The sequence below is a fragment of the Plantactinospora sp. BB1 genome (assembly GCF_003030385.1).
Taxonomy (GTDB): Bacteria; Actinomycetota; Actinomycetes; order Mycobacteriales; family Micromonosporaceae; genus Plantactinospora.
Genome location: NZ_CP028159.1, coordinates 6,745,237 through 6,764,337 on the forward strand (window position 1 = coordinate 6,745,237; position 19,101 = coordinate 6,764,337).

At 73.9% G+C, this 19,101-nt stretch carries 18 protein-coding genes; 6 read left to right on the forward strand and 12 right to left on the reverse strand.

Annotated elements, in window-relative coordinates; translation table 11 throughout:
* Positions 1-43: 43 nt before the first annotated feature.
* Positions 44-1,687, reverse strand: a complete 1,644-nt coding sequence (locus C6W10_RS29455; RefSeq protein WP_234361472.1) for a ferric reductase-like transmembrane domain-containing protein — start codon at positions 1,685-1,687, stop codon at positions 44-46.
* A 253-nt stretch (positions 1,688-1,940) separates the two neighbouring features.
* Entirely contained in the window at positions 1,941-2,726 is a 786-nt protein-coding gene (locus tag C6W10_RS29460) for a hypothetical protein (RefSeq protein WP_159104801.1), read from the reverse strand.
* Positions 2,727-3,124: 398 nt separating this feature from the next.
* Between C6W10_RS29460 and C6W10_RS29465 the strand changes: the two genes are divergently transcribed.
* The 3 genes from C6W10_RS29465 to C6W10_RS29475 all read left to right on the forward strand — a co-directional run bounded on the left by C6W10_RS29465 (position 3,125) and on the right by C6W10_RS29475 (position 7,587).
* Complete coding sequence (locus tag C6W10_RS29465) at positions 3,125-6,220, forward strand: AfsR/SARP family transcriptional regulator (RefSeq protein ID WP_107262399.1); 3,096 nt, start codon at positions 3,125-3,127, stop codon at positions 6,218-6,220.
* A 60-nt stretch (positions 6,221-6,280) separates the two neighbouring features.
* Positions 6,281-7,036, forward strand: coding sequence for a YafY family protein (locus C6W10_RS29470; RefSeq protein WP_107262400.1), 756 nt, complete (start codon positions 6,281-6,283; stop codon positions 7,034-7,036).
* Positions 7,037-7,131: 95 nt separating this feature from the next.
* Positions 7,132-7,587 (forward strand): nuclear transport factor 2 family protein, encoded by a 456-nt coding sequence (locus tag C6W10_RS29475; protein ID WP_107262401.1) that lies wholly within the window; start codon positions 7,132-7,134, stop codon positions 7,585-7,587.
* 130 nt (positions 7,588-7,717) lie between these two features.
* Here C6W10_RS29475 and C6W10_RS29480 read toward each other — a convergent pair whose 3' ends face one another.
* On the reverse strand, positions 7,718-8,131 hold the full coding sequence (locus tag C6W10_RS29480) for a VOC family protein (RefSeq protein WP_107262402.1): 414 nt from the start codon (positions 8,129-8,131) through the stop codon (positions 7,718-7,720).
* Positions 8,128-9,006 carry an AraC family transcriptional regulator gene (locus tag C6W10_RS29485; protein WP_107262403.1) on the reverse strand — a complete coding sequence of 293 codons (879 nt, stop codon included), beginning with the start codon at positions 9,004-9,006 and terminating at the stop codon, positions 8,128-8,130. The genes C6W10_RS29480 and C6W10_RS29485 overlap by 4 nt, the downstream gene beginning before the upstream one ends.
* A gap of 116 nt (positions 9,007-9,122) precedes the next feature.
* On the opposite strand from C6W10_RS29485, the gene C6W10_RS29490 reads away from it, so the two are divergent.
* Entirely contained in the window at positions 9,123-9,749 is a 627-nt protein-coding gene (locus tag C6W10_RS29490) for an NADPH-dependent F420 reductase (RefSeq protein WP_107262404.1), read from the forward strand.
* A 127-nt stretch (positions 9,750-9,876) separates the two neighbouring features.
* Here C6W10_RS29490 and C6W10_RS29495 read toward each other — a convergent pair whose 3' ends face one another.
* The 6 genes from C6W10_RS29495 to C6W10_RS29520 all read right to left on the reverse strand — a co-directional run bounded on the left by C6W10_RS29495 (position 9,877) and on the right by C6W10_RS29520 (position 16,724).
* Complete coding sequence (locus C6W10_RS29495) at positions 9,877-11,088, reverse strand: AI-2E family transporter (protein WP_107262405.1); 1,212 nt, start codon at positions 11,086-11,088, stop codon at positions 9,877-9,879.
* 117 nt (positions 11,089-11,205) lie between these two features.
* Positions 11,206-12,138 carry a hypothetical protein gene (locus C6W10_RS29500; RefSeq protein ID WP_234361473.1) on the reverse strand — a complete coding sequence of 311 codons (933 nt, stop codon included), beginning with the start codon at positions 12,136-12,138 and terminating at the stop codon, positions 11,206-11,208.
* A 207-nt stretch (positions 12,139-12,345) separates the two neighbouring features.
* Positions 12,346-13,032 carry a response regulator transcription factor gene (locus C6W10_RS29505; RefSeq protein WP_107262406.1) on the reverse strand — a complete coding sequence of 229 codons (687 nt, stop codon included), beginning with the start codon at positions 13,030-13,032 and terminating at the stop codon, positions 12,346-12,348.
* Positions 13,002-14,165 (reverse strand): hypothetical protein, encoded by a 1,164-nt coding sequence (locus tag C6W10_RS37600; RefSeq protein ID WP_159104802.1) that lies wholly within the window; start codon positions 14,163-14,165, stop codon positions 13,002-13,004. The genes C6W10_RS29505 and C6W10_RS37600 overlap by 31 nt, the downstream gene beginning before the upstream one ends.
* Positions 14,155-15,306 carry an ATP-binding protein gene (locus C6W10_RS29515; protein WP_107264377.1) on the reverse strand — a complete coding sequence of 384 codons (1,152 nt, stop codon included), beginning with the start codon at positions 15,304-15,306 and terminating at the stop codon, positions 14,155-14,157. Before C6W10_RS29515 ends, C6W10_RS37600 begins: the two co-directional genes overlap by 11 nt.
* 371 nt (positions 15,307-15,677) lie before the next feature.
* A complete protein-coding gene (locus tag C6W10_RS29520; protein ID WP_107262407.1) occupies positions 15,678-16,724 on the reverse strand; it encodes an SMP-30/gluconolactonase/LRE family protein in 1,047 nt (348 codons plus the stop codon).
* A 74-nt stretch (positions 16,725-16,798) separates the two neighbouring features.
* On the opposite strand from C6W10_RS29520, the gene C6W10_RS29525 reads away from it, so the two are divergent.
* Both C6W10_RS29525 and C6W10_RS29530 read left to right on the forward strand, forming a co-directional pair.
* The gene (locus C6W10_RS29525) at positions 16,799-17,308 is read left to right on the forward strand and encodes an NUDIX domain-containing protein (RefSeq protein WP_107262408.1); all 510 of its coding nucleotides are present in this window, start codon (positions 16,799-16,801) and stop codon (positions 17,306-17,308) included.
* 223 nt (positions 17,309-17,531) lie between these two features.
* On the forward strand, positions 17,532-18,146 hold the full coding sequence (locus tag C6W10_RS29530; protein ID WP_159104803.1) for a DedA family protein: 615 nt from the start codon (positions 17,532-17,534) through the stop codon (positions 18,144-18,146).
* Positions 18,147-18,168: 22 nt separating this feature from the next.
* Here C6W10_RS29530 and C6W10_RS29535 read toward each other — a convergent pair whose 3' ends face one another.
* Positions 18,169-18,396, reverse strand: coding sequence for a hypothetical protein (locus C6W10_RS29535; RefSeq protein WP_107262410.1), 228 nt, complete (start codon positions 18,394-18,396; stop codon positions 18,169-18,171).
* A gap of 241 nt (positions 18,397-18,637) precedes the next feature.
* Complete coding sequence (locus C6W10_RS29540) at positions 18,638-19,099, reverse strand: hypothetical protein (RefSeq protein ID WP_199853765.1); 462 nt, start codon at positions 19,097-19,099, stop codon at positions 18,638-18,640.
* Positions 19,100-19,101 lie beyond the last annotated feature (2 nt).

The following is a 19,101-nucleotide window of genomic DNA, read 5'->3' on the forward strand; positions in this document are numbered from 1 at the left end:
TCCGTTGGGGGTGGAAGTCCGAGGGATCGGAATTTTCCGGGGATCAGAATTCGAACGGGTCGAGGTGGATCTGCCGGCGCGGTACCCGGAGCTTGCGCATCGTCCGCATCGAGACGTCGACCAGGCCGGGCGGCCCGCAGAGGTAGACGTCCCGACGGCGTACGTCCGGCACCAGCTCGCGCATGCCCTTGGCGGTGAAGAGGTGCCGGGGCGCCGGGTCCTCGCGCGAACCGATCACGTACCAGACCTGGGCGTTGCGGGACCGGGCCAGGAAGTCCAGCTCGTCGCGGAAGAGCAGCTCCTCCTCGCTGCGGGAGCGGTAGATCACCACGGTCTGCTCGGGCAGGTCCTCCAGCAGCGCCCGGATCGGCGCGATGCCGCTGCCACCGGCAATGAGCAGGGCCCGGGGCCGGATCGCCCGGTCCGCGGTGAAGACCCCGGACGGCCCCTCGGCGAAGATGCGGGTGCCCGGCTCCAGGTACTGCAGCGACTCGGTGTGGTCGCCGACCACCTTGACGGTCAACCGCAGCCACTGCTCGTTCGGCGCGGCCGAGAGCGAGAACGGGTGCGCCTGCCACCAGCAGCCCTTGGTGAGGAACCGCCACCGGAAGTACTGCCCGGCCCGGGCGTCCAGCTCGTCGAGGCGGTTGCCGGAGATGTAGATCGAGACCATCTCGAACGCCTCCGGCACCACGTCCTCGACCCGCAGCCGGTGCCGCAGGTTGAACGCGATCGGGGAGATGATCCGTCCCCAGAGGACACAGGCGATGACGAAGACGTAGAGCCCGGCCCAGAAGTACTGCCCGAAGCCGGGCTTGGACAGCTCCTGCCCGGCGGCGAACTGGTGGCCGTAGCTGAACAGCAGCACCAGGTAGGTGCTCAGGTGCAGGTAGTACCAGAGTTCGTAGTTCATCATCCGGCGGATCGCCCGGATCGCCAGCAGCGCGATGCCGACCAGGATGCCGGTGGCCACCGTCGCGCTGATCATGTCTTCGTACGTGCTCAGCAGCGACCAGGTGCCCTCGACGATCGGGGTGTTGGTGAGCTTGCTGTAGCCGACCGCGATCAGCCCGGCGTGCGCCAGGATGGCGAGCAGCAGGAAGGCGCCCAGCTCCCGGTGCCAGATCAGCAGCGAGTGCGCCCCGATCCAGCGTTCCAGCCAGCGCACCCGGCTCATCAGCAGCACCTGGGCGAGCAGCAGGAACCCGCCGACCATGCCGGTGAGCCGGCCACCGGCGATCAGGATGTCGGCGGTGGTCCGGATCGACCCGGCCGGGGTGTTCAGCCACCACAGCTCGACGCTGGTGGCCAGCGCCGACCAGAAGACGATGTGGAAGAAGAGCCGGCCACTGCGGTCGTACGGCTCGACCTCGGCGGTCTCCCGGTGCCGGGCCGCCTCCGCCGCCCCGCTGATCGGGTTGGGCCGGTACGCCGGTGCCTCCTCGGCGTACGACCACGGCTCGCGGCCACGCGTCGCAGCCGGTTCACGGCCACGGGTCGGAGACGTCCAGTTGCCCTCGGAACGGGTCGGCTCCGCCGGGGCGTACCGCTCGAACTCGTCGTACGGTTCGCGGTCGCGCCCACGGGGTGGCCGGTCGTAGGGGTCCTCGGACGGCACCCGGGGCAGCAGGCCGGTCACCCATTCGGTGAGCGGCTCGGCCGTTTCGACATCCCGACGACGAGTCACGAAGAATATGTACCGGTTGACGGTGTCGGAAACCAGTCCGAGCGGCCCGCTTAGTTCAGTCTTAAGAATCGCTTGGTTGGGGGCTAAGGAAGCGACCGTGCGGTGGCCCGGGCGCTCCCCGCCCCCGGACCACCGCACCCCCCGTTGGTCGACTCCCGTCGATCCACCGCACGGGCGGTCGACGTCGCCCTGTCAGTCCCGCCGACCCGCCCCCTCCCGGGCGGCGAGGGGGCGGATCACGCGCCGGGCCGCGTCAGCGGGCCGGCGCGACGCACAGGATGAAGTCCTCGAGCGTGCCGATCGCGCCGTCCTGGTAGAGGTACTGCGTGTAGTCGGTGGACTCGCAGGCGGACTCCTTGATGGTGCCGTCCTTGCGCAGCAGCACCTTGAGCGCGCCCTTGGTGCCGCAGCTCGCCTCGTCGACCTCGTCGGTCGCCTCGTCGATGGTGAGGCAGTCGCCCTTCTTGAACTGGTCGAGGTTGCCCTCGATCGACTCCTCTCCCGGAGTCGGCGACGGCTTGCCCTTCGGCGGGGTCGCCTTGGCGCTCGCCGTCGGGCTCGGGGTCTCGTCGCTGGCGGCCACGTTCGACGGCTCGTCGTCGCCGGCCCAGAGGTACGACGCGATGCCGCCGCCGCAGCAGAGCAGCACGACACCGAGGACGATGCCGATGACCAGCGGCGCCTTGCTCTTCTTCGGCGGCGGAACCGGTGCGTCGAACTGTGCCGCCGGCCCGGCCGGCGACGAGGGCGTCGACGGGTAACCGCCGGACTGCTGGTAACCACCCGACTGCGGGTAGGACTCCGACTGTCCGTAGGGGTTGCCGGACGACGGAGACTGCCCGTAGGGACCGCCGGACGACGGGGGCTGTCCGTAGGGACCGCCGGACGACGGGGACTGCGGGTAGCCGCCCTGGGAGGGCGGCGGGTAGCCGGAACCGCCGCCCGCCGGGCCGCCGTACCCACCGGGCTGGCCGGACTGGCGCGGGTCGTGGGGCGGCTCTCCGGGGCCGTAGCCCGGAGGGGGATATGTGGACATCATTGCCTTTCGCCAAGAACTGTATGGTCGCGCCCCCTGCGAGGCCCGTTGGCCGGGGCCGCCGGGGAAGCAGCGTTTGGAGCAGCAGCATTATGGGCCCGCCCGGTTCGCCCGGCGCGCCCGGACCAGGGGTCGGGACGGTGGCGGTAGTCGGATGGTCGGGTGCCCGGCGCTCGATCCGGTGTCAGGGACTTCCCCGCACCCGAGTCCCCCCGAACGCCGACCCCCGTGACCGGCCCGCCCCCCGCGGGCCTCTAGCAGCTTGGGGATGCCCGCCACACAACTGCCACACGATTGCCACACGCCACGCCGCCGCAACCCCGGCGCACCGCGCCATGCTGGGCAGACACCGTAGTACGGTTTCATGTCCGTGATTTGCCTGCGGCTCAGGGAGACGGCGAGTGAGGTTCGGGGTGCTCGGGCCGCTGCGGGTCTGCACGGACTCCGGCGCCGAGCTGGTGCTGCGCAGCCGACACCAGCGCACCGTGCTCGGCGCGCTGCTGGTCGGCGCCGGCCAACTCGTCACCGTCGACCGGCTGGTGGAGACGCTCTGGGGTGACAACCCGCCGGCCTCGTACGCCTCCAACCTCCAGACCTACGTCTCCCGGCTCCGGGAGCGGCTGCCCGGCCTGCGCATCGAGCACCGCAGCGACGGCTACCTGCTGCGGGTACGGACCGACGACGTCGACGTACTGGTGTTCCGGCGGGAGGTCGCCACCGGCCGGGCGGCGCTGGCCGCAGGCGATCCGGCGCTGGCGGCCGACCGGTTCCGGCGCGGACTGCGGCAGTGGCGGGGACGGCCACTCGCCGACCTGACGGTGCCGACGCTGGAACCCGAACTGGCGCAGTGGGAACTCGAACGGGTCGGCGCGCAGGAGGACTGCGTCGACGCCGACCTGCGCGCCGACGGCGACCTCGCCACCGTCCTGTCCGAACTGCACCAACTGGTGACCGAGCACCCGATGCGGGAGCGGCCGTACGGCCAGTTGATGGTGGCGCTCTACCGCGCCGGGCGCCGGGCCGACGCGCTGGCCGCGTACCAGCGGGCCCGGGAGATCCTCGTCACCGAGCTGGGCGTCGAGCCGGGACCGGAACTGCGCCGGTTGCACCAGGCGATCCTGCGGGGCGAGGAACCGTCGGTCGGCCGGGTCGGCAACCGGCCCGAGGTCGCACCCCGGTCACCGTTTCCGGTCTGCCAGTTGCCGCCGGCCCTGTCGGGCTTCGTCGGCCGGGCCGGCAGCATCGAGCGGATCGAGCGGCTGCTGGCCCCGGCCGACGGCGGGGTGCCGGTGGTGGCGGTCTCCGGCCAGCCGGGCGTCGGCAAGAGCGCCCTGGCGGTGACGGTGGCGCACCGGATCCGGGAGCGGTTCCCGGACGGGCAGCTCTTCGTACACCTGGCCGGCGCCTCGGCCGCACCCCGGGATCCGGCCGCGGTCCTGGCCGACCTGCTCCGGGTGCTGGGCGTGCCCGGTTCGGCGCTGCCGCAGAACCTCTCCGCGCTGGCCGCCGCCTACCGGGCCCGGCTCGCGGACCGCCGGGTGCTGGTCGTGCTCGACGACGCCGCCACCGCCGCCCAGGTCCGGCCGCTGCTTCCCGGTACCCCCGGCAGCGCCGTGCTGACCACCAGCCGGCGCCGGCTCAGCGGCCTGATCGACGCCCGGCACCTGCCGGTCGGCCCGCTCACCGACGACGAGGCCCGGGCGCTGCTCGCCGACGTGGTGGGTCCGGAGCGGGTCGCCGAGGAGCCCGGCCAGGCGGCCCGGATCGCCGCCGCCTGCGGCAACCTGCCACTGGCGGTCCGGATCGCGGGTACCCGGCTCGCCACCCGGTCGTGGCCGCTGGCGATCCTCGCCGACCGGCTCGACGACGAGCGGCAGCGCCTCGACGAGCTAGCCGCCGGAGACCTCCAGGTCCGGGCCAGCCTGGCGCTGAGCGTGCAGGCGCTCTCCCCGCCGACCCGGGAGGCATTCGGCCTGCTCGGCTCGCTCGGCCCGGTCAGCTTCGCGGCCTGGGCGGTCGCCGAGCTGCTGGAGAGCGCCGACGCCGACCGGATACTCGACGAACTCGTCGAGGCGAGCCTGTTGGAGGTGACCCGGCCGGCCGACGGCGGCGAGCCGCGCTACCGCCTGCACGACCTGCTCCGGGTCTACGCCGAGGAACTCGCCGCCACCGACGACCGTCCCGCGCCGGACCGGCCCTCCTGCACAGTGGAGCCCGCGGGCGCGGCGCCGGGGCGGCGGGCCGGGGCGCAGCGCCGACTGGTGGCGGCGGCCGCCGCGCTCGCCGGCAGCGCCGCCCGCCGGCTGCCCCGGACCCTGACCTGGGCCCGGCTCGCGGAGCCGGCCGAACGGGTACGCCCACCGCGCGCCGCCGAACTGGCCGCCGCCGACCCGCTCGGCTGGTTCGGCGCCGAACTCGACCTCCTCACCGGCCTGCTCGGACTCGCACCCGAGTGCGGGGCCGAACGGGCCGCGATCGACCTCGCCGAGCGGCTCGCCCCGTTCTGCTGGGTGCACGGGCACTGGACGGCACTCCAGGCGGTGCAGCGGCTGGCCCGGCAGGCCGCCGAGCGGATCGGTGACGACCGGACCATCGCCCGGGCCGACTTCGTGACGGGCCTGCTCCAACTGGCCCGGGGCGACCTGGCGGGCGCGGCGCAGCGGCTGCGCGACGGCCGGGACCGGTACGAGCGGCTCGCCGACCGGCACGGCCTGGCCTGCCTGCTCAGCGACGAGGCGGTGCTCTACGACTACCAGAATCGCGCCGAGGACGCCGCGTCGACGGCCGAACGGGCGGTGGCGCTGTTCCGGGCCGAGGGGGACCCGCTCGGCGCCCTGCTGGCCGCGCCGGTGCTCTCCGCCGCGTACCGGGGGCTGGGCCGGCTGGACGAGGCGCTGGCGGTGGACGAGGCGGCGGTGGCCGAGGCAGGTGAACTGGGCGCTGCCGAGATCGTCACCGCCCGCTGCCTGAACGCGCTCGCGGTGACCCGGCTGCTCCGCGACGAACCGGCGCTGGCGTACGCCGCCGCGGAGCGGGCCGTGGCGCTGCTGCGTACGGTCAACGACCGGTACGTGCTGCTGGCCGCCCTGCGCCACCTCGCTTCGGCGGCGATCTGCCTCGGCCGGCGTGCCGAGGCGGTGCACCGGCTCCGGCAGAGTCACGACCTGGCGGTGCAGTTGGGCGACCGCCCCTGGGCCACCGGCCTGGAACGGGACTTGGCGGTGAGCTGGATCGGTGAGGGACGCGCGGCGGCGGCGGTCGGCGTACTGCGCCGCTGTGCGCGCACCTTCGAGGAGATGAGCATGCCGTCGGCCCAGGCGGCCACGCTGAACATGCTCGCCCGGGCGTACGACGAGACCGGTGACCGGGAGGCGGCCCGGGACGCCCGGTTCTGGGCCGGGATCCTCAGCGATCCCCGGGACACCCGGACTCCGGCGCTGGCCAGCATCGTACTGCGGTTGGCCGATGCGCCGGGGCTGGTGAGCAGCGGCTCCTGACCGGCGAGGGCGGTGCGTGAGCAGGGCGGAAACGTCGTACCCGACCGGTAGTTTTGGCAGGTGAACCGTACCGATCGGCTTTATGCCCTGGTGGAGGAGTTGCGCGCGGTCGCACCCCGACCGCGCAGCGCACGCTGGCTCGCCGACCGATTCGAGGTCGACGCGCGCACGATCAGGCGGGACATCGGCGCCCTACAGGAGTCCGGCGTGCCCATCTACCCCGAGCTGGGTCGGGGCGGCGGCTACGTGCTGGACCGGGCCTACACGCTGCCGCCGGTGAACATCACCCCGCGCGAGGCGATCGCCGCCGCCGTCGCGCTGGAGACGATGGCCGACACCCCGTTCCTCGACGCGGCACGTTCGGTGCTGCACAAGATCCTGGCGGTGATGCCACCGTCCGGTGTGGAGGCCGTGGCCGAGCTGGCCGGCCGGATCAGGCTGACGGCGCTGGAGCCGGAGCCGGTGGCGGCGCCCGCCCGGCAGGTGCTCCGGACCGCCGGTGACGCGCTGCTCAGCCGCACCGTGCTGGCGATCGAATACGTCGACCGCAACGGCGCCGCCTCGCAGCGGCTGATCGAGCCGGTGGAGCTGCTCGGCGCCGGCCGGCTCTGGTATCTGGTCGGCTGGTGCCGGCTCCGGCAGGAGGTACGCGGGTTCCGGCTGGACCGGATGCGCCGGGCCGCGCCGACCAACGAGACGGCTCCGCCCCGGTCGATCGAGCCGGCCTGGCGGGGTGGGTTGGACGTGCCGGCGACCCCGCTGCAACTGCCCGGACGAGCGGATTCGTCGAGAAAAGCGGACAGGATGCTGTCCTGACCGGCGTCGAGAATGGTGGATGACGAGGCCGGCGCGGTGCCGCCGACGCGATCGGCGGGCCGGGCCGGATCACCGCCCACGGGAGGACTCTCGCGATGACCATCAACACCAACCACAGCTCGGTCGTGGCCCCCGTCGACTCCCGACCGATGCTCTGGCAGAACTGGATGGCGCTGCGCAACGGCGACCGGTCGCTCGTCGAGGAGATCCTCGCGCCCACGGTTCTGGCCCACCTGCCGGTGCCGGGCGGGTCGCCGGAGCAGGTCCGGGGCCGCCAGGCGCTGGTCGCCTGGGTCTCCGGCCGGCACGCCGGCTGCCCGGACGCGCAGCTCGCCGTCGAGGTCGGTCCGATCATCGGGCCCGACCTGATCGCCGGCCGGTGGATGCTCACCCGGGCCGGCGACGACCCGGGCAGCGTCTGTCCACACCGGATCGTCGTGGCCTGCTCCGGGGTCGACATCCTGCGGGTCGACGGCGACCGGATCGTCGAGTACTGGAGCCACGACGACAGCATCCGACTGGACCACTGCCTGACCTACAGCGCCGCCTAGCAACTGACGGCTCGGGTGCGGGGCGGGACGGTGCATACACCGTCCCGCCCCGCACCCGGCCCTCCCCACCGGGCCGGACCGGTGTCCCCCGTCGACACGGTCCCGGGCACCGGCCCGCCTGGCGTGCCGATCAGGAGGGTGCGGCCTCGCCCCGGTAGCTGCCGAACGACCAGCGGTTGCCCTCCGGGTCACGGACCAGCACCTCGCGCCCGCCGTAATCGGTGTCCCGCCGGTCCTGGACCACCTCGGCACCGGCCGCGACCGCCCGGGCATAGAACGCGTCCACGTCGTCGGTCACCGCGTACGCCCCGAAGCTGCCCGGTTGCAGCGCCCACGGGTCCGTCGGATCGTCCCGGGCCGAGCCGAGCATGATGCCGCCGCCGGGCGGCCAGCGGAGCTGAGCATGATGCACCAGGTCACCCTCGGCGCTGACCATGACCTCCTCGAAGCCGAACGCGTCGACCAGGAACCGGATCAGCCCCCGGGCGTCCCGGGCCCGCAACGTGGGCCAGACCTGCGGCGGCGGAGGTGAGTTGACTGTCATGCGGCCGAGTCTGCCGACCCGGCCCCCGCCCCGGCTTGGACGTTTCGGAACCCGCCACCGGCCTCGTCGGCCAGCCATCGGCTCGGCGGGCAGCCGGCGAAGGCCCGGAAGTCGCGGTCGAGGTGCGCCTGGTCGTAGTAGCCCGCCGCCACCGCCACCTCGGTCAGCGCACCGGCCCGGCCCGGCCGGGGCGGACGCTGGAGCAGCCGGCGGGCCCGGTCGAACCGCACCACCCGGGCCGCCCGCTTCGGGCTCAGCCCGATCTCCACCCCGAACGACCGGCTCAGATAGCGGGAACTCCAGCCGGTCTCCCGGACCAGCTCCGCCACCGGCACGGTGCCGCCGCTGGCCAGCAGGCGCCGCCAGGCGTGCACGAGTTCGGCTGGGAGTCGGGTGTCCGGGGTGAGCCGTTCGGTGAGCAGCCGGTCGAGCAGCGCGAACCGCCCGGCCCAGCCGTCGGTGGCGTGCAGTCGTTCCCGGAGTTCGGCGGCGAAGGGCCCGAGCACCGTACCGGCGTCGAGGTCGGTGTGCGCGAGTTCCCCGGCCGGCAGACCGAGCAGCGCCCGGGCACCGAGCGGACTGAGCGCCAGTTGGATCCCGGACTGCCGGCCGGGGTGCGCGATCAGCGCGGGCGCGGTGTGCAGGCCGCCGAGCAGCGTGTCGTACCGGCCCGGCGGGGTGGCCGGATCCGGGTGGACGGCGATCACCAGCGGGTCGTCGAGGGTGACGATCAACGTCAGGTACGGCGACGGCAGTCCCCGGTGCCGTCCCGGCGGTTGGCCGCTCTCCCGGTAGCCGACGTAACCGGCGAGATAGGGCCGCAGTGCCGGCGCCGGACGCCGCTCGACGAATTCCGACCTCGCCTCGTCCGTCACCCTGGCACCTCCCGCACGGCTCCGACCAGCCTATGTCCGCCGGCCGGGGCGCGGTGGCGGGCGTTTGCCGGGTACCCGGCCGGGTAGCCCGGCCCAGGTGGTGGAGGGGGAGGATCATGCGGATCGGCATCGTCGGCACCGGGCACGTCGGCGGCACCCTGGCCCGGTTGTTCACCAAGGCGGGCCACGAGGTGGCGGTGGCCAACTCGCGAGGCCCGGAGACGCTGCGCGGGCTCGCCGAGGAACTGGGCGAACGGGTACACCCGGCGACCGTGGCGGAGGCGGCCCGGTTCGGCGAGGTGGTGGTGGTCTCGGTACCCGTCGGCCGGTACGCCGAGCTGCCCGCCGAGCCGATGCGGGGCAAGACGGTGATCGACACAGGTAACTACTATCCGGAGCGGGACGGCCCCAACCCGGAGCTGGACCAGGACCGGACCACCTCCAGCGAGCTGCTGCAACGGCAGTTGCCGGAGGCGCACGTGGTGAAGGCGTTCAACGCGATGCGCTGGGAGCACCTGCGCGAGTACGGCCGCCAGTCCTCGGCGCAGCGCCGTTACGGCATCCCCGTCTCCGGTGACGACGACGGGGCGAAACGGCAGGTCGCCGATCTGATCGAGCAGGTCGGGTACGAGCCGGTGGACGCCGGCCCGCTGACCCAGGGGCGCCGGCACCAGCCCGGTACCCCGGTCTATCTCGCCGACCTGGACGGCGCCGAGCTGCACAGCCGGCTCGGCGCACCGTAGCCGAGCAGCCGGGGCGCCCGCTGGGCGGCGGAGAGCAGGCAGACCCCTCTCCCCCCGGGCGGCTCCGGATCCGCCGGGGGCGGCGGGGCGATGTCGATGGGGCCGAACAGCGGCGGCCAGCGGCGGGTCAGTTCTCCGGCGGGTTCCGTCCGGCGTCGCCGGGTCTCGTCGGGCCCGCGTCGTGCTCCTCGCCGGTCGGCGCGACCCGGTCGTCGTCGACCACACGTCCGGGTCGGCGGGAAGTCCCGGCGTCGTTGGCGGCACGCCGGTCGGCCGCGACCCTGTCGACCACGTTGTAGAGGACCGCGGCGATCGGCACCGCGACGAAGGCGCCGACGATCCCGCCGAGCAGGGTGCCGGCGGTGACCACCAGCAGCACCACCACCGGATGCAGCCGGACCTGCCGTTTCATGATCAGCGGTTCGAGCAGGTTCCCCTCGGTCTGCTGCACGGCGATCACCGCTGCCAGCACCAGCAGCGCCGTGGTCGGCCCCTTCGCGGCCAGCGCGACGAGGACCGCGATGCTTCCGGCGACGGTGGCTCCGATGATCGGCACGAAGCCGCCGAGGAACGTGATCACCGCCAGCGGCAGCGCCAGCGGGACGCGGAGCAGCACCAGGGCGATCCCGATGCCGATCGCGTCGATCGCGGCGATCATCATCGTGCCCCGGGTGTACGCGCCCAGCGTGTGCCAGCCGGCCCGACCGGCCGCCGCCACCCGGGGGCGGGACGGTTCCGCGACCCGACCCAGCACCCACCGCCACATCGGGCGCCCGTCCTTCAACAGGAAGAACAGCAGCACCAGGACCAGCAGCAGGGCGCCGGCCGCCTCCGCCAGGGTGGCCGCGCCGCTGACCGGGTCCGGAGCCGACCTCTGCACCCCGGTAACCGCCTGCCGGGTCAACCTGTCGAGCTGCTGCTCGCTGATCGGCAGCGTGCCGGTGACGAAGTCCCGGGTCCGCTCCAGCCCCTGGTCGAGCTGTTGGGCCAGGTCGGAGAACTGGTCGGCGGTCAGCCGCCAGACCAGCAGTACGGCGCCGCCGAGCAGCGCCAGCAGCAGCAGTACGGTGGCCAGCGCGGCGAGCGCCGGCGGAAAGCGGTACCGGCGCAGCCGGCTGGCCACCGGATCGAGCAGCCCGGCCAGGAACAGGGTGGCCGCGAGCGCGATGCTCAGCGGTGCGAGCCGGGTGGCGATCTGCGCCAGCACGTACGCCCCGGCCGTGATGACGAGCAGGCAGGCACTGGCCAACACCGCCCAGCGCACCAACCAGGGGAGACGGTCCAGTAGCTGGCTGGGGCGCCCGCCGTACCCGTTCGACCGGTCGGCCGCGTTGCCCATGTCCGCCTCCTGTCGACCTCGGCGTCACGGGTACCCGCCCGATGCCCGGGCGACACCTGCCGCTGTCGGCCGATCTGTGCGGTTCCGGCGGTGAAAGCCGCCCGGGACCCGACCCGGTCAGGAGGCGGAGCCGGGATGCCGTTCCGGCCAGCGCGAAGGTGTCGTGCCCGACATCCGGTTCGGTGCCGGCGAGTTGTGCCCGGACGGCGACAGGTTCCGGCCCGGCGTCGGCGAGCCGCCGCCCGGGGTCGACGAGTTGCCGGTCGGCGGGGCGGAACTCCGGCTCGGTGTCGGCGCGTTCCGGCGACGCAGCGCGCGACGGTAGTAGTCGTCCCGGTGCGCGAACTCGACCGGCAGCGAGCCGGGCAGGTCGACGCCGCGCCGGGGATCGGCGAGGGCGTCGGCGTGCAGCGCCAGCCCGGCACGGCTGAGCAGCGCGTCCCACTCCGGCGGGGCCAGCTCCACCATGGCCGGATTGGCCAGCCGGAACCCGGCGACCGCCCGCCGGATCACCGTGGCCAACCGCCGTACGCTCTGCGGCGAGTCGAGCGGGCCGCCGGAGAGGGCGAGCGCCGGCCGGCCGATGGCGCGTACCGCGTCGCAGACGACGAGCAGGCGTTCACCGGCCACCGCCGGATCGGTCTCCGGACCGGTGCCGGGCGCGAGGATGCGCAACCCGGCCGGCCACTGCCAGCGGATCTGCCCGGTCACCACCCGGCTGGCGACCGGTCCGGTCCGCCGCCGGTGCCGTGGATCGGCCCCGAGCCCGGGCGCGGGTCCGATGTGGCAGTCCACGCAGACGTACGTCAGCCGCCGGTCGGTGACGGTCACCTCGGCCGGACGCGGCAGCGACCAGGCCAACTCGTCCGGGCCGGCGTGCGGGGCGAGCAGGTATCCGGCGACCTGGACCCGGTCACGCCACAGCACCCGCTCGTCGGTGTCCAGCACGAGCCGGCGGTGCCAGTCGAGCCGGGGGAAGTAGGTGTCGTCCTGGTCCGGGTCGTCGAAACGGTGGGGCCGGATGAAGAACGGGGACGCGTTCTCGGTCATGGGGGAGGGCCTCCCGGGTACGGGACGTCGTACCTTCTAGGCTGGCGGACTTCCGATCCGCTGTCACGACGGTTGTTGGGGGGTCGGACGCTCGGCTGACCCCCGGACGGCCGTTGGGTGACTGGCGTTGGATCTACGGCCGCGTCGACGTGACAGCGAGGGGAGTCGACGTGACGCCGCGGCGATCGGCGGCCGGGGTCGTGCAGGCTAGTTGCCGATCTCGTCGGCCCGGACGAGACCGTCCTCGATGGCCCGGGCCAGCAGCGCGGCCTTGGTGGCGGCGGGCCGGCCGGCCCGGGCGTACTTGATCCGGGCCCGGTCGACGTACTGCTTGACGGTGTGCTCGCTGATGTTCATCCGGCGCGCCACCGAGGCCTTCGACATCGACTGGAACCAGAGCAGCAGCGCCTCGCGTTCCTTGTCCGAGAGGACGGGCCGGCCGGTACGCCGGTCGCCGACGATCGCGCCGGCCAGCGCCGGTGGCACGTACGGCCGGTCGCTCGCCGCCGCCAGTACGGTGTGTACGCAGTGCTCCCGTCCCTCCTGTTTGGCCAGGAAGGCCACCGCACCCGCGTCCAGGACGGCCAGGATGGTGTCGGAGTCGCTGTGTTCGGAGTAGACCACCACCCGCCGGCCGGCGCCGCTGAGTTCGGCCACCTTGTCGATCACCATCCGGCCGCGCAGCCGCAGGTCGAGCAGGATCACGTCGGCCGGTGGCTGGCCGGCGGCGAGTACCGTGTCCGGGTCCTCGCCGGTCGCCACCACCGCCAGCCGTGGCTCGGCGGCCAGCCACGAGCGGATCCCCTCGATGACCACCGGGTGGTCGTCGACGATCGCGACCGTGATCCGCGATCCTCCCGGGGTCACGCCGCCCGCCACCGGGTCTGCACCCATACCAGTTCCTCGTTCTCCTCGTAGACGTACTCGACCTCGCCGCCGGCAGCGGAAAGCTGGTCGTCGCCGGTGCCTCCGATGGTGTCACCGGGCTGGTCCGGCCCGGACGTGATGATCGACGTGCCGGGTGTGGTCAGGCTCACCACGACCTCGTCGGGTTGGCCGACCACGGTCAGCCGGGCCCACCGGGTCGCGGCGGCCAGGGTGGAGGTCAGCGGTTCGGCGAGCTGGCGGCGGATCTCCACCGGCAGTGCCGGCAGCGTGCCGACGGCCACGAAGTCGACCGGCAGGCCGTTGCGTTCCACCACGTCGACGCAGGCGCGCAGCTCGTGCAGGAGCGGATCCGGCACGTCGTCGGACTCGGCGATCAGGCGGCGCAGCCGGGACGCCTCCAGGGCGCAGCGGCGCTGCACGGCCGGGTCCGCCGGATCGGCCCGGCCCTGCGCTAGTTCGGTCAGGATGGCCCCGGCGGTCCGGTCCAGCGCGGCGAGCCGGTCCCGCCGGGTCTGGTGGGTCCGGCCGGCGGCGGCCCGCTCGGTCTCGATCGCCGTCCGGGCCGCCGCCGCCCGGGCGGTGGTGCCGGCGAGGGTGCCGAGCAGGTTCACCGCGATCATCATCGCGATCGGCAGGGTCGCGTTGCCGTAGACGGCCATCGCGTACCGGCTCAGGTCCGCGGCGCCGCCGCCGCGCAGCGCCAGTACCCCGACCAGGGCGATCGCCGCGCCGACCGCCAGTACGGCGACCAGGGCCGGGATCCGGCGACCCCAGAGCAGGAGTACGACGAACCAGCCGAGGGTCGCCCAGCCGAAGTTGGCGGAGTCGAAGACCAGCGACCCGGGTACGCAGGCGAAGACCACCACGTCGACCAGGAGCAGTACCCCGACGAGTGGCCAGGTCGGCGAGGGGGTGCCGCGCAGCAGGTTGACCGCGGCGACCACCCCGACCGCGCCGAAGACCAGCCAGCCGATGCCGACGACCCAGGGCAGCCGGTAGTGCTCCCAGTCGCCGAGTACCGCCGGGAGGTTGATGGCCAGGTGCCAGCCGAAGGCGATCAGCACGGCGGCGATCCGGGGGCCACGTTCGACGGTGGCGGTGACCGTACCCGCGGCACCGCCGGCCAGGTCAGTGGACATCCGGCCACTCCAGCCGGATCCGGGTGCCCCGGCCGGGCGCGGAGCTGACCTCGGCCCGGCCGCCGACCGTCGCCATCCGGCCGCGCACGGACTCCCGCAGGCCGTACCGGTGCCGGGGGACCGTGGTCGGGTCGAAGCCGGGCCCGTCGTCGACCACCTCGACCGCGACGGTGTCGCCGCTGCGGCACAGTCGCACCGAGGCGGTGGCTCCCGGCGCGTGTCGGAGCACATTGGACAGTGCCTCGCCGGTGCTGTGGGTGACCGCCTCGGCGACCGGGGCCGGCACCGCGCACGGCTCCAGCGCGGCGCTGGCCCGCAGCTCCGGCAGGCGGCCGAGCAGGGTGCGCAGCCGTTCGTCGAGCGCGATCAGCCGGACCTCGCCCTCCGGTTCGACGCCGGACGCCGATCGGTCGCCGGCCAGGCCGGCCAGGGTGCGCAGGTCGGCGGCGGCCCGTTCGCGCAGCAGCGGTGAGCGGCCGGCGACCGCGCCGAGACCGACCACGGTGAGGGTGGAGAGCACCGTGTCGTGCAGGTCGCGGTTCTGTTGCCGCTCGGCGGCCCGGGCGGCCCGCGCGGTCACGGCGGCCCGGGCGGTCTCCTGGTAGGCCGCGAAGGCGGCGTCGGCGAGCCGGCTGCTGCGCCGGGCCACCCCGGCGAGCGCGGCCGCGCTGACGGTCTGCACGACGAGGGTGACGGCGTGCCCGACCGCCTCGGTGTCGTCGCCGGCCAGATGCGCGCCGATGCCGTACGCGGCGGCCACCAGCAGCCCGGCCGGGACCGAGCGGGTGGCCGGCAGGATGAACTGGGCGACGATCACCGAGGTGCTGGACTGGATCGCCACCCAGCTCACCTCGCCGGGCAGTACCTCGGCGGCGACCACGTCACGGATCAGCAGGCAGGTGCCGACGGTGAGCAGGATGTCGACGGCCATCGCGGACATCGGCCGCCGCCACCGGACCACCAGGGCGGCGAAGAGCACCGACCAGGCGGTCAGCAGGCTCACCACGACGACGAGCAGCGGGGTGGAGACCGGCGGGGTACGCACCGCGAGCGCCGCCACCGCGCAGGCGATCCCGCAGGTGAGCCGGAGCAGGGCCGGAAAGATCGTGTAGACCCAGCCCAGCGCGCTCGCCGCCGGCATCTCGGTGCCGGCCGGCGGCGGGTCGACCGGCCCGGGTCGCCCGGCCGGCGCGGAGGCGGCGGTGGCGGTGGAGACAGTCACGTGCCCGACTCCTCCCGTCGCTCCGCCGCCCCGGCGGTACGTCCGAACCGGACCGCACCCAAGACATCGATGCCGAACAATAGCAGAGGCATAACGGCTGGTTTGCCCCAGATGACACCCGTTGCCGGCCGTCTCCGGTCGACGGAAACGCCGGACCGGTCCGGCGCGACCTGATGGCCGGACGGGGGTCACGGTGACGGCCGGACGGGGGTCAGTGTGACAGCCGTACGGGGGTCAGCGCGACCCGTACCGCCGGTCCCACGGGTGTGGCGGGATCGGGTGATCGGCGGTCAGGCGTGGTCGTTGGCGGGCGGTACCGCGTCGACCGGCATCCGGTAGATCCACACCGGATAGTCGACGTTCGAGGCGCCGCCGGAGAGCCCCGGGGTCCGGTTGAGCTGGGCCGCCGGGATCCAGAGCTGACCGGTGCCGTCGAGCCAGAGCGCGTCACCCCAGACCAGCCGGGGGTCGGCGACCAGCGTCTCGATCCGGCGGTCCAGGTCGATCGCCAGGATGCGCCGCCGGTCCACGTCGCTCAGATAGATCACCCCGGCCGCGTCGATCGCGGTACCTCCGGTCGTCGGGGTGTCCACCCACGGCTCGACCTGCTGCGCCACGATCTCCGGCGGAATCTCCGGGTCGTCCAGGCAGCGCGTCTCGATCCGGTGCAGCGGGCCGGAGGCGGGCTGGTAGTAGAGATACCGCCCGTCCGGCGAGACCTCCAGCTGGTCGGCGTGGATCCGCAGCTCCCGGCCGTGCGCGTCGCGGATCATCTCCCCGTCCGCCCGCAGCGGGCGGCGCGCGACGGTACTGGCGTGCCCGTCGAGTACCCGCCGGCACGCCCCGGTCGCCAGGTCCAGCACGATCAGCCCGGGTGCGCCCGCGTCGGTCAGGTAGCCCATCCGGCCGTTGAACCGGACGTCGTCGACGTAGCTGTTCGGCCGCAGCGCCGGCCCGAGGTCGTAGCTGCGGAGCACCGTCGCCGACTCCGGCTCCACCACGATCAGCCGGGGACCACCGGGTACGACCGGCAGCCCGACCCCCGGACTGCCGGCGTCGACGATCCAGAGGTTGCCGTCCGGCCCGATCCGCAACCCGTTGACGTGCACGAAGGCGCCTTCGGGATCGAGGTCGTCGCGGACCTCGTTCCAGGCCGCGTCGGGATAGGGGAGGATCCGGCCGTCCGAGACCACCTCGCCGACCTGGATCCCCGGGCCGTCGGCGGAGGGAAAGCTCACGAAGACCCGGCCGTCACCAGTGGTGGTCACGCCGGTCCAGACCCGGTCGGCGGCGGTCACCGGGCGCAGCCGGGGATTCTCCTCGATGGTGGGGCGCACGCCGCCGAGCCTATCGCCGGACACGCCCCGGAAAGTCCCTTTCGTTGCAGCTCAATGCTTCTACCGTGGCGCACATGCCGATCCCGCCGTACGTCGCCCGGCTGCGTGCCGCAGTCGGATCCGAACTGCTGTTGCTGCCCTCCGCCTCGGTACTGCCGGTCGACCCGGCCGGCCGGCTGCTGCTGGTACGCCATCGGGGGCACACCGAGGGGTGGGGACTGGTCGGCGGTGTCGTCGAGCCCGGCGAGTCCCCGGCCGAGGCCGCCGTACGGGAGGCCGCGGAGGAGATCGGGGTGCGGGTGCGGTTGACCGGGCTGCTCGACGTACTCGGTGGTCCGGAGTACGAGGTGACCTATCCGCACGGCGACCGGGCCGCGTACGTCACCGCGGTCTACCGGGCCGAGATCGTCACCGGCACGCCCGTGCCGGACGGCGACGAGGTCGGCGAGGTCGGCTGGTTCGGCCGGACGGAACTCGCCGCGCTGCCGCTCAGCCGGTTCGCCCGGGCCGTGCTCCGGACCACCGGGTACCTCGCCGGCCCGTCCGGCCACCTCGGCGGATCCTCGGGGCACCAGCAGCGCTAGTCGGAGCACCAGCAGCGCTAGTCGGGGCATTTACGGCGTTTCGGGGCATCTCCTCGGGCACGATGGCCGAGTGGAGTTCGCCCCGGCCGAATCGCCCGCCCGCCGCCGGCCCGCCGGTGCGGCGCTACCCGGCGTACTCCATCAGCTGCCCGGCCGCGACCGGGGCCGCGACGCGGGCCGGTCGGCTGCCGGTACCGGCTGACGGGCGGCCCGGGTGGACGGCGTGATCGACACCCTCACCGCACTCTCCGGCTGGGCGGCGCTGGTGGTGGTCGGCGGGCTCGCCTTCGGCGAGTCCGCCGCGTTCGTCGGGTTGTTCCTGCCCGGCGAGACCGCCCTGCTGCTCGGTGGCGCGCTCGCCGCGACCGGCCGGGTGAGCCTGCCGGCGATGGTGGTGGTCTCCACCGTCGGCGCCATCGCCGGGGACAGCGTCGGCTACGAGATCGGTCGCTGGACCGGCCCGCCACTGAAACGCAGCCGGGCCGGGCGCTGGGTCGGCGAGGAGCGCTGGAATCGGGCCGAGCGGTTCGTGGCCCGGCACGGACCGCTGGCGGTGCTGCTGGGCCGGTGGGTCGGGGTGCTCCGGACCCTGGTGCCGGCCCTGGCCGGAATGAACCGGATGCCGTACCGCCGGTTCCTGCTCTTCAACGCCCTCGGCGGCGCGGCCTGGGCGACCACGGTGGTGATGGTCGGCTATCTGGCCGGCGCCTCCTGGCGGCGGATCGAGGACCACCTCGGCGAGGCCGGTGCCGGCCTCGCCGCGCTGGTGGTGCTCTGCCTGGCGGTGTGGTGGCTGATCCGGCGACGGCGCCGGGCGCGACGCCGGGCCCGGCCGTGACCAGGGCGGGCGTCGGCGGCGGTCAGCGGGCCCCGACGGGTACGTCGATGATGCTGGCCAGCAACTCCTGGGCCCGCCGGGCCCGGTCCATGTCCTCCCGCTGGATGCGGTCGATGAACTGCCGGACGTCGTCGTGCCCCTCGGCGTCGCTCTTGTACTGCTCGTAGACCTGACCACCCTTGAGGGCGTGGTACTGGATCGACACCAGGTCATAGACGATGTTGTCGGCGTGACCGTGGACCTTACCCATCCTGGTCTCCCTCCCTCGGCTTCCGTCGCCGGCTACCCGGTTACCGACCGTTGAATCGCCACCGACGACACCACCGGCGACGGTGCGCTGGTCGACCGGCGTGGCGGCTCGGTCGCGGCGGGATCGGTCAGGGGGGATCGGTCGCGGACGGGCCGGGTTCGGGGGCGGGGTGGGTTCGGGTTCGGGGTGGGTTCGGGTTCGGGTTCGGGTTCGGGGGCGGGCGGGGCGGATTCGGGGGCGGTCAGTCGGCGTTCGGCCAGGGTGACGCGGCCACGACGACGCCGTACAGCAGGTGGTCGGCGAGCAGGGCCAGCCGTTCCCGGGCATCGTGGTGGCGGCGGTCGTCGATGCCGAGCAGGGGTGCGAGGCCCGCCTCGAAGACCGCCCAGAAGGCGAAGCCGTACGCCGGGCCGGTCCAGGCCTGTCGCCGCAGCGACCGGGGCAGCAGACCGAAGAGCATCCCGCCGCCGGCACCGTAGGCCCAGTGGACCAACTCGACCAGGGCCTGTCGGCGGTCCACCGGGATCCGCCGGAAGAGGCTCGGCGCGGTCTGCCGCAGTACCTCCTCGGGCGGGGTGCGTTCGACCAGCCCGAGGCCGGTGGTCACCTGCCGGAAGCCGGACATCGCCATCGCGGCGAACGCCCCTCGGGTGGTGCCCCGCAGCGCCGCCGAGGCCGCCCGCCTGGGGTGTCGATCCGTCACCT

What these genes read in the sequence shown, in the direction of transcription:
- C6W10_RS29525 (WP_107262408.1), top strand. Translation starts at nt 16,799, where the DNA reads ATGCCGATCCCGCCGTACGTCGCCCGGCTGCGTGCCGCAGTCGGATCC.
- C6W10_RS29535 (WP_107262410.1), bottom strand. Translation starts at nt 18,396, where the DNA reads ATGGGTAAGGTCCACGGTCACGCCGACAACATCGTCTATGACCTGGTG.
- C6W10_RS29515 (WP_107264377.1), bottom strand. Translation starts at nt 15,306, where the DNA reads ATGCCGGCGGCGAGCGCGCTGGGCTGGGTCTACACGATCTTTCCGGCC.
- C6W10_RS29480 (WP_107262402.1), bottom strand. Translation starts at nt 8,131, where the DNA reads ATGACAGTCAACTCACCTCCGCCGCCGCAGGTCTGGCCCACGTTGCGG.
- C6W10_RS29500 (WP_234361473.1), bottom strand. Translation starts at nt 12,138, where the DNA reads ATGACCGAGAACGCGTCCCCGTTCTTCATCCGGCCCCACCGTTTCGAC.
- C6W10_RS29490 (WP_107262404.1), top strand. Translation starts at nt 9,123, where the DNA reads ATGCGGATCGGCATCGTCGGCACCGGGCACGTCGGCGGCACCCTGGCC.
- C6W10_RS29460 (WP_159104801.1), bottom strand. Translation starts at nt 2,726, where the DNA reads ATGATGTCCACATATCCCCCTCCGGGCTACGGCCCCGGAGAGCCGCCC.
- C6W10_RS29475 (WP_107262401.1), top strand. Translation starts at nt 7,132, where the DNA reads ATGACCATCAACACCAACCACAGCTCGGTCGTGGCCCCCGTCGACTCC.
- C6W10_RS37600 (WP_159104802.1), bottom strand. Translation starts at nt 14,165, where the DNA reads ATGTCCACTGACCTGGCCGGCGGTGCCGCGGGTACGGTCACCGCCACC.
- C6W10_RS29495 (WP_107262405.1), bottom strand. Translation starts at nt 11,088, where the DNA reads ATGGGCAACGCGGCCGACCGGTCGAACGGGTACGGCGGGCGCCCCAGC.
- C6W10_RS29505 (WP_107262406.1), bottom strand. Translation starts at nt 13,032, where the DNA reads ATGGGTGCAGACCCGGTGGCGGGCGGCGTGACCCCGGGAGGATCGCGG.